Origin of the sequence: Pseudomonas sp. NPDC089530, from assembly GCF_050280705.1 — a bacterium.
Lineage (GTDB): Bacteria > Pseudomonadota > Gammaproteobacteria > Pseudomonadales > Pseudomonadaceae > Aquipseudomonas.
Genome location: NZ_JBNNVU010000043.1, coordinates 1 through 13,714, shown reverse-complemented (window position 1 = coordinate 13,714; position 13,714 = coordinate 1). Strand labels below are relative to the sequence as shown.

Genomic DNA, 13,714 nt, shown 5'->3' with positions numbered 1-13,714 from the left:
CGAACTCGGCTATCATGCGCCGGTTTTCGTGACAGGCTTTGCTACCGCGGGTTTGCGCATGATTGATTGCCAATGGCCCAGGAGATTCGATGAACACCCTCTTTATGCACTGCCGACCGGGCTTCGAAGGCGAAGTCTGTTCCGAGATCGCCGACCAGGCCGCGCGCCTGAACGTGGCCGGGTATGCCAAGGCCAAGCCGGGCACCGCCTGCGCCGAGTTCGTCTGCAGCGAAGCGGACGGCGCCGAGCGCCTGATGCGCGAACTGCGTTTCGCCGAGCTGATCTTCCCGCGGCAATGGGCGCGGGGGGCTTTCGTCGATCTGCCGGAAACCGATCGCATCAGCGTGATCCTGGCCCAGCTGGCGAGCTTTCCCACCTGCGGCAGCCTGTGGCTGGAGGTGGTGGATACCAATGACGGCAAGGAGCTGTCGAACTTCTGCAAGAAATTCGAGGGGCCGCTGCGCAAGGCGCTGACGGCCGCCGGCAAGCTGGTGGACGATGCCGCCAAGCCGCGTTTGCTGCTGACCTTCAAAAGCGGTCGCGAGGTCTTTGTCGGCCTGGCGGACGCTGGCAATTCGGCGATGTGGCCGATGGGGATCCCGCGCCTGAAGTTCCCCCGGGAAGCGCCGAGCCGCTCGACCCTGAAGCTGGAGGAGGCCTGGCATCACTTCATCCCCCGCGATCAGTGGGACGAGCGCCTGCATGGCGACATGACTGGCGTCGACCTGGGGGCCGCCCCGGGTGGCTGGACCTGGCAGCTGGTCAACCGCGGCATGCTGGTCACCGCCATCGACAACGGACCGATGGCCGAAAGCCTGATGGACACCGGCCTGGTGCAGCACCTGATGGCCGACGGCTTCACCTACAAGCCCAAGCAGCCGGTGGACTGGATGGTCTGCGACATCGTCGAGAAGCCGGCGCGCAATGCCGCCTTGCTGGAAACCTGGATCGGCGAGGGCCATTGCCGCGAAGCGGTGGTCAACCTGAAGCTGCCGATGAAGCAGCGTTACGCGGAAGTGAAGCGCCTGCTCGAACGGATCGAGGAGGGCTTCAAGGCACGGGGCATCCGGGTGGCCATCGGCTGCAAGCAGCTGTACCACGACCGTGAAGAAGTGACCTGCCATCTGCGCCGGCTGGATGAAAAGAAAGCCAAGGCCCGTTGATCGCGGTTGCGGCGCAATGCCACAGATAGCGTCGGTGCCGGCATTGCGCGACAATGCCGGCCAGTTTCAGGAGTGAGTTATGAGCCAAATCATCGATACGCCGGTCGACGGCACGCTGGACGCCACCGGGCTCAATTGCCCGGAGCCGGTCATGATGCTGCACCAGCATATTCGTGACCTGCAGCCCGGCGGCCTGCTCAAGGTGATCGCCACCGATCCCTCGACCCGCCGCGACATCCCCAAGTTCTGCGTGTTCCTCGACCATGAACTGGTCGCCCAGGAGGAAGAGGCAGGCACCTACCTGTACTGGATTCGCAAGAAGTCCGGTTAACCCGCCGCCTGGCCGATACGGATCCGCTTGCGTGCGCTGCGTGCCAGGCGGATCGACAGCATCAGCGCCGCGCAGCTCAAACCGGCGATCAGGCCTTCCCACAGCCCGCTCGGGCCGCTGGCGGGGCCGAACCAGTCGGTCAGCCCCAGCACATACCCCACCGGCAAACCTATACCCCAGTAGGCGAACAGCGTCAGGACCATGGTTGCCCGGGTGTCCTGGTAGCCGCGCAGGGCGCCGGCGCAGATCACCTGGATCGCGTCGGAGAACTGGTAGAGCGCGGCGTACACGATCAGCATCGCCGCCACCTGGATCACCGCGGTGTCCGGGGTGTAGATCGAGGCGATGGATTCGCGCAGCAGCAGGATCAGACTGGCGGAGAACAGCGCGAAAGTCAGCGCCGCGCCCAGCCCGACACCGGCGGCGAAGCGCGCCTGCTGCGGGTTGCCGGCGCCCAGAGCCTGGCCGACTCGCACCGTGACCGCCATGCCCAGGGAATACGGAATCATGAACAGCAGGGAGCTGATATTCAGGGCGATCTGGTGCCCGGCCACCACTGTGGCACCGAGACTGCCGATCAGCAGGGCGATCACCGCGAAGATGCTCGACTCGGCGAACACCGCGATGCCGATCGGTAGGCCGACGCCCAGCAGGCGCTTGATCACCGCCCATTGCGGCCAGTCGAAACGCTGGAACAGCTGGCTGCTCTGGTAGACCGGGGCCCAGCGGGTCCAGCCGGCCAGGCCGAGCATCATCGCCCACATGACGATGGCGGTGGCCCAGCCGCAACCGACGCCACCCATGGCCGGTACGCCGAGGTGGCCATAGATGAACACGTAGTTGATCGGAATGTTCAGCGCCAGGCCGCACAGGCCCATGACCATGCTCGGCCGCGTGCGGCCCAGGGCGTCGCTGAAGCAGCGCAGGACGTAATACAGCGCCACGGCCGGCATGCCGCTGGCGATGCCGTGCAGGTATTCCATGCAGGGGCCGATCAACTGCGGGTCGACCTTCATCAGGTGCAGGACCGGTTCGGCGTTGACCAGGATCAGGCTGGCGCTCAGGCCGACCACCAGTGCCAGCCACAGCGCCTGGCGCACCAGCGGGCCGATTTCGCCAAAGGTGCCGGCGCCGACCCGTTGCGCCACTTTCGGGGTAGTGGCCAGCAGGGTGCCGCTCATCAGCAGGTACACCGGAATCCAGATCGAGTTGCCCAGCGCCACCGCCGCCAGGTCCCGCGGGCTCACCCGTCCGGCCATCACCGCATCGACGAAGCCCATGGCCGTGGTCGCCAGTTGCGCGATCATGATCGGCAGGGCCAGTGCCAGCAGGCCGCGCAGTTCAAGGCGCACCCGGGCCGGGCGGTTCAGGGTGAGGGCGGGGGTATCGGTTACGGAATTCACGGGCAAAGCGTCCACAGGGTTGATGCGCAGGGCGGCGTATTCTACGCATTGACACAAGGGTCAGGAAAAAACCTCTGTTGTCGATTTGTAAGCGCCTGCGGCGGCTGGCAAGAGGGATTGCTCGCTGGCTCAAAACGGCCTTCTGCGCCTAAACTGCGGCACCGCGAAAGGAGCCTGCCATGCTGATTGTTGCCGACGAGAATATTCCCCTGCTCGATGCCTTTTTTGCCGGTTTCGGCGAGATTCGCCGTTTCCCGGGGCGCGCCATCGACCGTGCCGCCATCGAGGGCGCCGATGTGTTGCTGGTGCGTTCGGTGACCCAGGTCAGCCGCGCCCTGCTTGAAGGTAGCCAGGTGCGTTTTGTCGGCACCTGCACCATCGGCACCGATCACCTGGACCTCGAGTATTTCCACGAAGCGGGCATCCGCTGGTCCAGTGCGCCGGGCTGCAATGCGCGGGGGGTGGTGGACTATGTGCTGGGCAGCCTGCTGACCCTGGCGGAAATCGAAGGCGTCGACCTGACGCAGCGCACTTACGGCGTGGTCGGCGCGGGCGAGGTCGGCGGGCGGCTGATCGAGGTGTTGCGCGGCCTGGGCTGGAAGGTCCTGGTCTGCGACCCGCCCCGGCAGGCGGCCGAGGGGGGCGACTATGTCAGCCTGGAGCAGATCCTGGCCCAGTGCGACGTCATCAGCCTGCACACCCCACTGACCAAGACCGGCGAGCGGCCGACCTGGCACCTGCTGGACAAGCAGCGGTTGCAGCAACTGCGTCCCGGCGCCTGGCTGATCAACGCCAGCCGTGGCGCGGTGGTGGATAACAGTGCCCTGCGCGAGGTGCTGCTGGAGCGCGAAGACCTGCAGGCGGTGCTGGATGTCTGGGAAGGCGAGCCCCAGGTCGATGTGGCCCTGGCCGACCTGTGCGTGCTGGCCACGCCGCATATCGCCGGTTACAGCCTTGACGGCCGGCAGCGCGGCACGGCGCAGATCTATCAGGCGTTCTGCGATTTCCTCGGGCAGCCGCCTTCGATCCGTTTGCATGACCTGCTGCCGCGGCCATGGCTGGCGCAAGTGAGCCTCGATGCCGGCAGCGATCCGGCGTGGTCCCTGGCGATGATCTGCCGGGCGGTCTACGACCCGCGTCGCGACGATGCGGATTTCCGTCGCAGCCTGGTAGGCAGCGCGGCCGAGCAGCGCGTGGCCTTCGATGCCTTGCGCAAGGGCTATCCGCCGCGACGGGAAATCGATGGGCTGGCCGTGCACCTGCACGGTGACGCGGCAGGCTTGCAGCAGATCGTTACGGCCTTGGGGGCGGTACTGGTTCGCTGATCGGCCTGAATGCGATTCGGGTGGTTTGGCGGGGTGGGGAGCGGGCATAAAAAACCCGGCCTCGGGGCCGGGTCAAGAGGACGTGAGGCTATGTGTCAATCTTGCCGTGCAGGCTTGACCAGTCGCTTTTCCAGTTCGCGGCAGGCGTTCTGGATCATGTCTTCGGTGATCGGTACTTCACGGCCCTGTGCGTCGATGATGGCGCATCCCAGAGACTGGTCAGGGTGGGTACGAATCACTTCAATCTTGTCATTGCTGCGTTCTTGCAAGGACATGGCCTGTCTCCTCATCAGGTAATGCACTTACTTTAAGATCGCCAAGTGACCAAGCTGTGACAACTTCCTACGAGACTTCATCGCGGCGCTTCTCATGAGTCTGCAGTCCAACAGAAATACCCGAGGAGTGCCACTCGGACCTTAGACCAATAGCATCTAGGCGCTAGTGTCAGTGGACATAATTAACCTGACTCATTGTGATTTACCTAAGCTCTAGGGCAATCAACTTCCGACCAATTCGGCCCCGTCACCCAGGTACGTTCCCGGATGAACTTCATGCTCTCTTCGCGTCAACGCCGGGCGATCCGCCTGGCCAGTCGTTTCATCGCGCCTTATCGCTGGCAGGCCCTGGGGGCGCTGGTGGCGCTGGTGGTGACGGCAGGCATCACCCTGTCCATGGGGCAGGGCATCCGTCTGTTGGTGGACCGGGGATTCATGACCGGGTCGCCGGACCTGCTCAACCAGTCCATCGGCCTGTTTCTGCTGCTGGTGCTGGGGCTGGCGGTGGGGACGTTCGTGCGTTTCTACCTGGTGTCGTGGATTGGCGAGCGCTGCGTGGCGGACATCCGCCGAGACGTGTTCAATCACCTGATCTACCTGCATCCGGGCTTCTATGAGAACAATCGCAGTTCGGAGATCCAGTCGCGGCTGACCGCCGACACCACCTTGCTGCAATCGGTGATCGGCTCGTCCCTCTCGCTGTTCTTGCGCAACGCGCTGATGGTGATCGGCGGCATCGTGCTGCTGTTCGTCACCAACCCCAAGCTCACCAGCATCGTAGTGATTGCCCTGCCTCTGGTGCTGGTGCCGATCCTGGTGTTCGGCCGCCGGGTGCGCAGCCTGTCGCGCCTGAGCCAGGACCGTATCGCCGATGTCGGCAGCTACGTGGCGGAGACCCTGGGCCAGATCAAGACGGTCCAGGCCTATAACCACCAGGCGCAGGACGAGCGGCGTTTTGCGCTGACGGTGGAGGAGGCGTTCAACACCGCGCGGCGACGGATCGTCCAGCGCGCCTGGCTGATCACCCTGGTGATCGTGCTGGTGCTGGGGGCGGTCGGGGTGATGCTTTGGGTCGGCGGCATGGATGTGATCGCCGGGCGGATTTCCAGTGGCGAGCTGGCGGCCTTTGTCTTCTACAGCCTGATCGTCGGCAGCGCCTTCGGCACCCTGAGCGAGGTGATCGGCGAGCTGCAACGGGCCGCCGGCGCGGCGGAGCGGATTGCCGAGCTGCTGCGTTCGGAAAACCTCATCCGGCCGCCGAGCGCTGGCCTGTTGGCCTTACCCGAACGGGTACGGGGCGAGCTGGTGCTGGAGAACCTGCGCTTTTCTTATCCCTCGCGTCCGGACAGCTACGCCGTCGATGGTCTGAGCCTGAGCATCCGAGAAGGGGAAACCCTGGCCTTGGTCGGGCCGTCGGGGGCGGGCAAATCGACCCTCTACGATCTGCTGTTGCGTTTCTACGACCCGGAGCAGGGCCGCATCCTGCTCGACGGCGTGCCCTTGACCCGGCTCGACCCGCAGGATGTGCGGCGTTGTTTTGCCCTGGTCTCGCAAAGCCCGGCGCTGTTCTTCGGCAGCATCGAAGAGAACATTCGGTACGGCAAACCCTCGGCCACCACCGAGCAGGTCAGGGAGGCGGCCAGGATCGCCTATGCCCACGAGTTCATCGAGAAACTGCCCCAGGGGTACCAGACCCATCTCGGCGATGCCGGGCTGGGGCTTTCCGGCGGCCAGCGCCAGCGCCTGGCGATTGCCCGGGCGCTGCTGGTGGATGCGCCGATCCTGTTGCTGGACGAAGCCACCAGCGCCCTGGATGCCCAGAGCGAACACCTGATCCAGCAAGCCTTGCCCAGCCTGATGCAGAATCGCACCACCCTGGTGATCGCCCATCGCCTGGCCACGGTGAAGAACGCCGACCGGATCGCGGTAATGGATCAGGGCCGGCTGGTGGCCGTGGGCACTCATCAGGAACTGATTGCCAGCAATCCCCTGTATGCGCGCCTGGCAGCTTTGCAGTTCGACCAGCCGGCGTCCTCGTAAGGGGCTCTGCGCAGAAACGAAAATGCCCGCATCGCTGCGGGCATTTTCATTTTCGGTGTCAGTACTTACTGATCGTCGAAATAGCGCTCGTGCCAATCCACCAACGGTTGGGGCGAATTGAGCTTCTGGCCGTAGATCACCGAATAGGACAGCACGTTCTGCACGTACTGGCGGGTTTCGTCGAACGGGATGCTCTCCACCCAGACGTCGAAGCTCAGGTGGTCGGCGCCGCGCAGCCATTGGCGCACGCGGCCGGGGCCGGCGTTGTAGGCGGCGGACGCGAGCACCCGGTTGCCATTGAACTGGCTGTGCACCTGGCTCAGGTAGGCGGCGCCGAGCTGGATGTTCTTGTCCGGGTTGAACACCTGCTGCGGCGAGGCCAGCGGAATGCTGAACTTGCGCGCGGTTTCCTTGGCGGTGCCGGGCATCAGTTGCATCAGGCCGGCCGCGCCGACGCCGGAGCGGGCATCGTCCATGAACGCGCTTTCCTGGCGGGTGATGGCGAACACCCAGCTCGAATGCAGGCCGCGGACCTTGGCCTCGCGCACCAGGGTGTCGCGGTGGGCCATCGGGAAGCGGATGTCCAGGTCGTCCCAGTATTTTGCCTGGCTGATGGTGCGGATCGCCGGGAAGTACCACTTCAGGTCGTAGGCCAGCTTGGCCTGGGCGACCATTTCGTCGCGGCTGAAGTGACGGCTGACGTGGTACCACTCGCGGCGGCCATCGACGATCTCGCCCCGGGCATGGAACTCCAGGGCCCGGCGCACACCAGGCGTGTTGCGCACCTTGTTGATCAGTTGCTGGCTGAGCATCAGTGGCTTGTTGTTCAGCTGGTACGGCAGTTGGGTGCGGTCGGCCGCGAGGAAGCCGTAGAAGTCGCGCTCGTTGGCCAGGCCTTTATAGAGGGTCTGGGCCTGGGGGTTCTGCGGTTCGGCCAGCTCGAGGCTGCGGGCCTGCCAGTAGCGCCAGCGGTTGGTGGTCGCCAGGTCCTGGGGCAGCTTGCGGGTCAACTGGTAGGCGTCTTCCCAGCGGGCCAGGCGCAACAGCAGGCGCAGGCGCCACTCGGAAACGGTGTTGTCGCGCAGCTCGGGATCGTACTTGGTCATCACCTCCAGGCCGCGGCTGTCGAAGCGCCGGGCCAGGGTCAGGCCAATTTCCCGGGCAATGGCCACTTTTTCGTCACGGGAGAAGTGCATGCTGCTGGCATAACCGTCGAGCAGGGCCATGGCCCGGTCCGGATCCTGGCGGGCCAGGCGGCGCAGACCCAGGCCGACCACGTCGGACATGGCCTCGCTGGCCGGGGTGAAGCGCGAGGGCTGGCTGAGCAGCTCGGGCTTCTGGGTGACGTCTATCATCAGCCGGCCCTGGGGGGCGAGGGTGGTCATGCTTTTGACCAGGCTGTTGGCCAGCGGGTAGTTGCGGGCTTCGGCGGCCAGTTTGGTGCGCTGCCAGCGCTTCTGTTCGGTCAACTGGCCTTCGGCGGCCCACTGGGCGAACAGCGCGTCGCAGGTGGCGGGCAGGGACTTGCCGCTCAGCCACAGCTTGTCGGTGGCGGCGTAACCTTCGGCCTTGAGGTTGTGGCCCAGCTGATATTGCGCGTTCAGGCAGTCCAGCTCAGTGAAGTTGAGTTTGGGGTCGTAATACTTGACGAAGGTGGCCCAGTCGCCGCGTTCGGCGAGCCAGCGCAACCAGCGCAGTTTCATCCAGTTGGCCTGGGGCAGGTCGCCGTGTTCGTGGAGGAATTTTTCGATCTCGGCGTTGCTGGCGGTCTTGAGCCGGGCGGTCAGTTCGTCATAGGCCAGGTAGGGTTCGAGCGGATAGTCGGCGAGGACCTGGCTGTAGCGGAAATACGGACCGGAATCGCCCTTGGCCAGGGCGCGTTTGGCTTCATCGTAATATTGACGCTGGAGGGAGAGGTCCGCGGCCTGAGCTGTGTGCACGGCAGAGGCAGAAAAAAGCAGGCAGGAAAACAGACTGAAAAGGCGACTGCGCATGAGACATCCGTGCAGAAAAATCATGACAAGTGCCGACGATGCCAACACTGATTGTTCCCTAGCTTAGCCTTTTGCCAGCAACGGGTGAAAGCTTTGCCAGCCACTCGTCACAAGTTCGCGGCAAATGTTGTTCAGGTTGCTTCAGGAGCGAAAATGCCGGCCTTCTGGGGGCTCAACTCAGGTAGAATGCGCGCCCGGTTTTTGGAGAAGCTCATGACCCTGCTCAAATTCAGCGATGTGTCCCTTGCGTTCGGCGCTATGCCGTTGTTGGACAAGGTGTCCTGGCAGATCGCCCGTGGTGAGCGGGTGTGCATCATCGGTCGTAACGGTACTGGCAAATCCAGCATGCTGAAGCTGGTCAAGGGCGATCAGAAGCCCGACGACGGTTCCGTATGGCGCACGCCCGGCCTGAAAATCGGCGAATTGCCGCAGGAATTGCCGGTAGCTGACGAGCGGACGGTGTTCGACGTCGTCGCCCAGGGCCTCGATGGCGTGGGCGAGTTGCTGGCGCAGTATCACCACCTGAGCCAGAACATCGTCACCGACGCCGACCTGGAAAAGCTCATGCACGTCCAGCACGACCTCGAAGCCCGTGACGGCTGGCGCTTGCAGACCCTGGTGGACAGCACCCTGAGCCGCCTGCAGTTACCGGCCGACAAGACCCTCGCCGAATTGTCCGGCGGCTGGCGTCGTCGCGTGCTGCTGGCCCAGGCCCTGGTTTCCGAGCCGGACCTGCTGCTGCTCGACGAACCGACCAACCACCTGGATATCGGCGCCATCGCCTGGCTGGAAGAAGCCCTCAAGGACTTCCAGGGCGCGGTCCTCTTCATTACCCACGACCGTTCCTTCCTGCAGAACCTGGCGACCCGGATTCTCGAGCTGGACCGTGGTGGCCTGATCGACTGGAACGGCGACTACGCCAGTTTCCTGGTGCACAAGGAAGCAGTGCTGGCGGCCGAAGAGACGGCCAACGCGCTGTTCGACAAGCGCTTGGCCCAGGAAGAGGTCTGGATCCGTCAGGGCATCAAGGCCCGTCGTACCCGTAACGAAGGCCGGGTGCGCGCGCTCAAGGCCCTGCGCGTCGAGCGCAGTGAACGTCGCGAGCGTACCGGCAAGGCCAATATCCAGCTGGAAACCGCCGAGAAGTCCGGCAAGCAGGTGATGGTCCTCGAAGACGTGAGCTTCGCCCATCCGGACGGTCCGTTCCTGGTCAAGAACTTCTCCATGGTCCTGCAGCGCGGCGACCGTATCGGCCTGCTGGGCGCCAATGGCACCGGCAAGACCACCCTGCTCAAGCTGATGCTGGGTGGCCTGGTGCCGACCAGCGGCACGGTGGAAGAGGGCACCCGTATCGACGTGGCGTACTTCGACCAGCTGCGTCACCAGCTGGATCTGGAAAAGACCGTGATCGACAACGTCGCCGAAGGCCGCGACTTTATCGAGATCGACGGCCAGAGCCGCCACGTGCTCAGTTACCTCGGCGACTTCCTGTTCAGCCCGCAGCGGGCCCGCACGCCGGTCAAGGCGCTGTCCGGTGGCGAGCGTGCCCGCCTGTTGCTGGCCAAGCTGTTCAGCAAGCCGGCCAACCTGCTGGTGCTCGACGAACCGACCAACGACCTGGACGTGGAAACCCTCGAGCTGCTGGAAGAAGTGCTGCTGACCTTCCAAGGCACCGTGCTGATGGTCAGCCACGACCGGGCATTCCTCGACAACGTGGTGACCAGCACCCTGGTGTTCGAGGGCGAAGGCAAGGTTCGCGAATACGTGGGCGGTTATCAGGACTGGCTGCGTCAGGGCGGTTCGCCGCGCCTGCTGGGCGTGACCGAGAACAAGTCCGGCAAGGCCGAGCTGAACTCGGCGGTGGTGGCGCCTGTTGCGGCAGCGGCTCCCGCGCCGGTTCAGGAAGCACCGGCGGCGAAGAAGAAGCTCAGTTACAAGCTGCAGCGCGAGCTCGAGGCATTGCCGGGCCAGATCGAGGCCATGGAGCAGCGGATCGCCGCGGTGGAAGCGGAGATGGCCGACGCCGGTTTCTATCAGCGTCCCGCCACCGAAACCACGGCGGTCCTCGCCCAGCTGGAACAGCTCAACGCCGAGCTGGACGGGATGGTCGAGCGCTGGGCCGAGCTGGATGCCTGAGTGACCTGGCGGCAATAAAAAAGCCCGACATTCATGTCGGGCTTTTTTGCGGGATGGCGCCGGCGAAAAATTCTGCCGCCGATGGGCTCAGCGTTTGACCAGATGCACCGCCAGCACGTCGCAAGGGGCGCCGTGCAGCACGTCATTGGCGGTGGAGCCCAGCAGCAGGGCCAGGCCGTGCCGACCATGGCTACCGACCACGATCAGGTCGCATTCCTGTTCCTTGGCCAGGTGATGGATTTCCTGGCGTGGCTGGCCATAGGTCAGGTGGCTGTATTCCTTGGACAGCTCAGGGTATTTGGTGATGAGGCGATCGAGGCGTTCCTTGGCCTGGTCGAACTGCTGCTGTTGCAGTTGCGACAGGTCCATCGGGACGTCGCCACCGAAGGCCATGGCCATCGGTTCGACAATGTGCACCATGGACAGCTTGGCGCTGTTGCTGACCGAGAGCTCGCGCGCCCGGTGAATCACAGGGTCGCACTCTTCGGTTAGATCTACGGCGACCAGAATATGGTGGTAGGGCATGAGGTGCTCCTCCTGAGGATTGCAATAGTTTCAAGTATGGCTGGTTTCAAGCGGATTGGTCCCGACCTGGATCAATCGGCTCATCAAGAATCGGGAGTACAGATATGACGGTCTGGATAGTGGTGTCAATCCTCGCGCTGGTGTTGAGTCCGCTGGCCTGGCTGCGCCCGTCGCGCCGCCAGAGCGGGCAGATCGCCCTGCGCATGGAGGCGCGCCGCATGGGGTTGGCCATGCAATTGGCGCCCCAGGAGTGGCCGCACTGGATGGAACCGCAGCCGCCGAACCCCTGTGCGCAATATCATCGGCCGCGGCGCAGTAGGCAGCCGGCCTGCTGGGTCTACTGGCAAAGTGCACCCGGTGTGTGGGTCAACCAGTGGCGGGAAGAGTGTGCGGATACGGCCTTGCTCGAGCACTTGCGGACGCTGCCGGCCAACGTTTTCAAGGTCGAGGCCGACCGGCAGATGATCGTCCTGTACTGGGGCGAGCGGGGCGAGGTCAGTGTTTTGCAAGACATTGCCGCGGTGCTCAAGGCCCTGGCATGAGGCATGGCCTGCGCTGCAATGGCGCAGGTTGCGAGCACCAGGCAATAAAAAGCCCGACAGGGTCGGGCAGAGGGTGGCCAGGCAGGCCGGTAAATCCTTGCGATCCCTTGTCCTGAGCGGGCAGGGATAGGCTGTCACTGATCTTACGCCTGGTTTTCCGACAGCGCGCTCCTGTTTTGCCCTGGGGTCGTGCCAGCGTAGCTGGGGCTCGTCCACGGCTGCCACGCATTAGGGCGACTTTTCTAAAGATTGACCTTATGAATGTTCCGGAATGCGGCAGGCATATCGGCGGGCTCGCCTGTCTGGAATGACTGCGAAGTCGCGTTTCAAACAGCCTTTTGGGCGATTGACAATTGTCGGATTTTCCGTGAATGTGGCGTACCCAAATCAAACGGGCGTATGAATTGAGCGTTTGTATTAGCCGAGCGCTTTTCCAGAATCCCGACTATCGCGTTGGCGGGTGTGCCTGGCGGATTGGCGTAGCATCGATGGAAACATCGCTGTCGAGCCTGAAGTTAGCGTCCGACGTGTACTGTTCAGCTTCCATATCGTGGAGATCAGTTGATGATTTACGAAGGTAAAGCCATCACGGTTAAGGCTCTTGAAAGTGGCATCGTCGAATTGAATTTCGACCTCAAGGGTGAGTCCGTCAACAAGTTCAACCGTCTTACCCTGAACGAACTGCGTTCGGCCGTGGACGTCATCAAGGCAGACGCGTCGATCAAGGGCGTGATCGTCAGCAGTGGCAAGGACGTGTTCATCGTCGGTGCCGACATCACCGAATTTGTCGACAACTTCAAGCTGCCGGATGCAGAGCTTGTCGCAGGCAACCTCGAAGCCAACAAGATTTTCAGCGATTTCGAAGACCTCAACGTGCCGACCGTTGCCGCGATCAATGGCATCGCGCTGGGTGGCGGTCTGGAAATGTGCCTGGCGGCGGACTACCGCGTCATGTCCTCCAGCGCCAAGATCGGCCTGCCGGAAGTCAAGCTGGGCATCTACCCGGGCTTCGGCGGTACCGTTCGCCTGCCGCGCATCATCGGTGCCGACAATGCCATCGAGTGGATTGCCGCCGGCAAGGAAAACCGTGCCGAAGACGCCCTGAAAGTGGGTGCTGTCGATGCGGTCGTCGCTCCGGAAAAACTGCTTGAAGCAGCCCTGGCCACCGTCAAGCGCGCCATCTCCGGCGAGTTCGACTACAAGGCCAAGCGTCAGCCGAAGCTGGAAAAGCTCAAGCTCAACGCCATCGAACAGATGATGTCCTTCGAAACCGCCAAGGGTTTTGTCGCAGGCCAGGCTGGCCCGAACTACCCGGCGCCGGTCGAAGCCATCAAGACCATCCAGAAAGCCGCCAACTTCGGTCGGGACAAGGCACTGGAAGTCGAAGCCGCAGGCTTCGTCAAACTGGCCAAGACCTCTGCCGCGCAGAGCCTGATCGGCCTGTTCCTGAACGACCAGGAACTGAAGAAAAAGGCCAAGGCCTACGACGAAATCGCCCAGGATGTGAAGCAGGCCGCCGTACTCGGTGCCGGCATCATGGGTGGCGGTATCGCCTACCAGTCGGCGTCCAAAGGCACGCCGATCCTGATGAAGGACATCAACGAACACGGTATCGAGCAGGGCCTGGCAGAAGCCGCCAAGCTGCTGGTCAGCCGTGTCGATAAAGGCCGCATGACCGCGGCGAAGATGGCTGAAGTGCTCAACGGCATTCGCCCGACCCTGTCTTACGGTGACTTCGGCCATGTCGACCTGGTGGTCGAAGCGGTCGTCGAGAACCCGAAGGTCAAGCAAGCGGTACTGGCCGAAGTCGAAGACCAGGTCAAAGAGGACACCATCCTCGCCTCGAACACCTCGACCATTTCCATCAGCCTGCTGGCCAAGGCGCCACCACTACCTGCATGATTCTTGAGCCCCGGGGCTGAGACGGTCGCGTACCGGACACGCTGACCAATCCTGGCGAGTACGGGCTGAGTTTTTTGG

The 13,714-nt window shown here is 63.5% G+C and carries 10 protein-coding genes and 1 pseudogene; 7 read left to right on the top strand and 4 right to left on the bottom strand.

What is annotated here, in order from left to right:
- Positions 1–89 precede the first annotated feature (89 nt).
- Both rlmM and tusA read left to right on the top strand, forming a co-directional pair.
- On the top strand, positions 90–1,163 hold the full coding sequence (gene rlmM, locus ACQKQA_RS17340; RefSeq protein ID WP_427559951.1) for a 23S rRNA (cytidine(2498)-2'-O)-methyltransferase RlmM: 1,074 nt from the start codon (positions 90–92) through the stop codon (positions 1,161–1,163).
- 79 nt (positions 1,164–1,242) lie between these two features.
- On the top strand, positions 1,243–1,494 hold the full coding sequence (gene tusA, locus ACQKQA_RS17335; protein WP_075118828.1) for a sulfurtransferase TusA: 252 nt from the start codon (positions 1,243–1,245) through the stop codon (positions 1,492–1,494).
- Here tusA and ACQKQA_RS17330 read toward each other — a convergent pair.
- Positions 1,491–2,897 carry an MATE family efflux transporter gene (locus ACQKQA_RS17330; RefSeq protein WP_427559948.1) on the bottom strand — a complete coding sequence of 469 codons (1,407 nt, stop codon included), beginning with the start codon at positions 2,895–2,897 and terminating at the stop codon, positions 1,491–1,493. The two genes, tusA and ACQKQA_RS17330, sit on opposite strands and share 4 nt — an antisense overlap.
- Before the next feature lie 179 nt (positions 2,898–3,076).
- On the opposite strand from ACQKQA_RS17330, the gene pdxB reads away from it, so the two are divergent.
- A complete protein-coding gene (gene pdxB, locus ACQKQA_RS17325) occupies positions 3,077–4,222 on the top strand; it encodes a 4-phosphoerythronate dehydrogenase PdxB (RefSeq protein WP_427559946.1) in 1,146 nt (381 codons plus the stop codon).
- A 95-nt stretch (positions 4,223–4,317) separates the two neighbouring features.
- On the opposite strand, the gene ACQKQA_RS17320 is transcribed toward pdxB, so the two are convergent.
- Entirely contained in the window at positions 4,318–4,497 is a 180-nt protein-coding gene (locus tag ACQKQA_RS17320) for a PA1571 family protein (RefSeq protein WP_427559944.1), read from the bottom strand.
- Positions 4,498–4,764: 267 nt separating this feature from the next.
- On the opposite strand from ACQKQA_RS17320, the gene ACQKQA_RS17315 reads away from it, so the two are divergent.
- The gene (locus ACQKQA_RS17315) at positions 4,765–6,537 is read left to right on the top strand and encodes an ABC transporter transmembrane domain-containing protein (protein ID WP_427559941.1); all 1,773 of its coding nucleotides are present in this window, start codon (positions 4,765–4,767) and stop codon (positions 6,535–6,537) included.
- Positions 6,538–6,602: 65 nt separating this feature from the next.
- Here the strand turns inward: ACQKQA_RS17315 and ACQKQA_RS17310 are convergent, their stop codons facing one another.
- Entirely contained in the window at positions 6,603–8,531 is a 1,929-nt protein-coding gene (locus ACQKQA_RS17310; RefSeq protein WP_427559938.1) for a transglycosylase SLT domain-containing protein, read from the bottom strand.
- Positions 8,532–8,744: 213 nt separating this feature from the next.
- On the opposite strand from ACQKQA_RS17310, the gene ACQKQA_RS17305 reads away from it, so the two are divergent.
- Positions 8,745–10,667: an ATP-binding cassette domain-containing protein gene (locus tag ACQKQA_RS17305; RefSeq protein WP_427559936.1), complete on the top strand. Its 1,923-nt coding sequence runs from the start codon at positions 8,745–8,747 to the stop codon at positions 10,665–10,667.
- Between the two features lie 87 nt (positions 10,668–10,754).
- Here the strand turns inward: ACQKQA_RS17305 and ACQKQA_RS17300 are convergent, their stop codons facing one another.
- Positions 10,755–11,192: a universal stress protein gene (locus ACQKQA_RS17300; RefSeq protein WP_427559933.1), complete on the bottom strand. Its 438-nt coding sequence runs from the start codon at positions 11,190–11,192 to the stop codon at positions 10,755–10,757.
- A 104-nt stretch (positions 11,193–11,296) separates the two neighbouring features.
- Here ACQKQA_RS17300 and ACQKQA_RS17295 point away from each other — a divergent pair, with 104 nt between their 5' ends.
- Together ACQKQA_RS17295 and ACQKQA_RS17290 are read left to right on the top strand one after the other, a co-directional pair.
- Positions 11,297–11,734: a hypothetical protein gene (locus ACQKQA_RS17295; protein ID WP_427559931.1), complete on the top strand. Its 438-nt coding sequence runs from the start codon at positions 11,297–11,299 to the stop codon at positions 11,732–11,734.
- Between the two features lie 564 nt (positions 11,735–12,298).
- A pseudogene (locus tag ACQKQA_RS17290) lies at positions 12,299–13,630 on the top strand (enoyl-CoA hydratase-related protein); the annotation flags it as partial.
- Positions 13,631–13,714 lie beyond the last annotated feature (84 nt).

What these genes read in the sequence shown, in the direction of transcription:
- rlmM (WP_427559951.1), top strand. Translation starts at nt 90, where the DNA reads ATGAACACCCTCTTTATGCACTGCCGACCGGGCTTCGAAGGCGAAGTC.
- tusA (WP_075118828.1), top strand. Translation starts at nt 1,243, where the DNA reads ATGAGCCAAATCATCGATACGCCGGTCGACGGCACGCTGGACGCCACC.
- pdxB (WP_427559946.1), top strand. Translation starts at nt 3,077, where the DNA reads ATGCTGATTGTTGCCGACGAGAATATTCCCCTGCTCGATGCCTTTTTT.
- ACQKQA_RS17320 (WP_427559944.1), bottom strand. Translation starts at nt 4,497, where the DNA reads ATGTCCTTGCAAGAACGCAGCAATGACAAGATTGAAGTGATTCGTACC.
- ACQKQA_RS17315 (WP_427559941.1), top strand. Translation starts at nt 4,765, where the DNA reads ATGAACTTCATGCTCTCTTCGCGTCAACGCCGGGCGATCCGCCTGGCC.
- ACQKQA_RS17310 (WP_427559938.1), bottom strand. Translation starts at nt 8,531, where the DNA reads ATGCGCAGTCGCCTTTTCAGTCTGTTTTCCTGCCTGCTTTTTTCTGCC.
- ACQKQA_RS17305 (WP_427559936.1), top strand. Translation starts at nt 8,745, where the DNA reads ATGACCCTGCTCAAATTCAGCGATGTGTCCCTTGCGTTCGGCGCTATG.
- ACQKQA_RS17300 (WP_427559933.1), bottom strand. Translation starts at nt 11,192, where the DNA reads ATGCCCTACCACCATATTCTGGTCGCCGTAGATCTAACCGAAGAGTGC.
- ACQKQA_RS17295 (WP_427559931.1), top strand. Translation starts at nt 11,297, where the DNA reads ATGACGGTCTGGATAGTGGTGTCAATCCTCGCGCTGGTGTTGAGTCCG.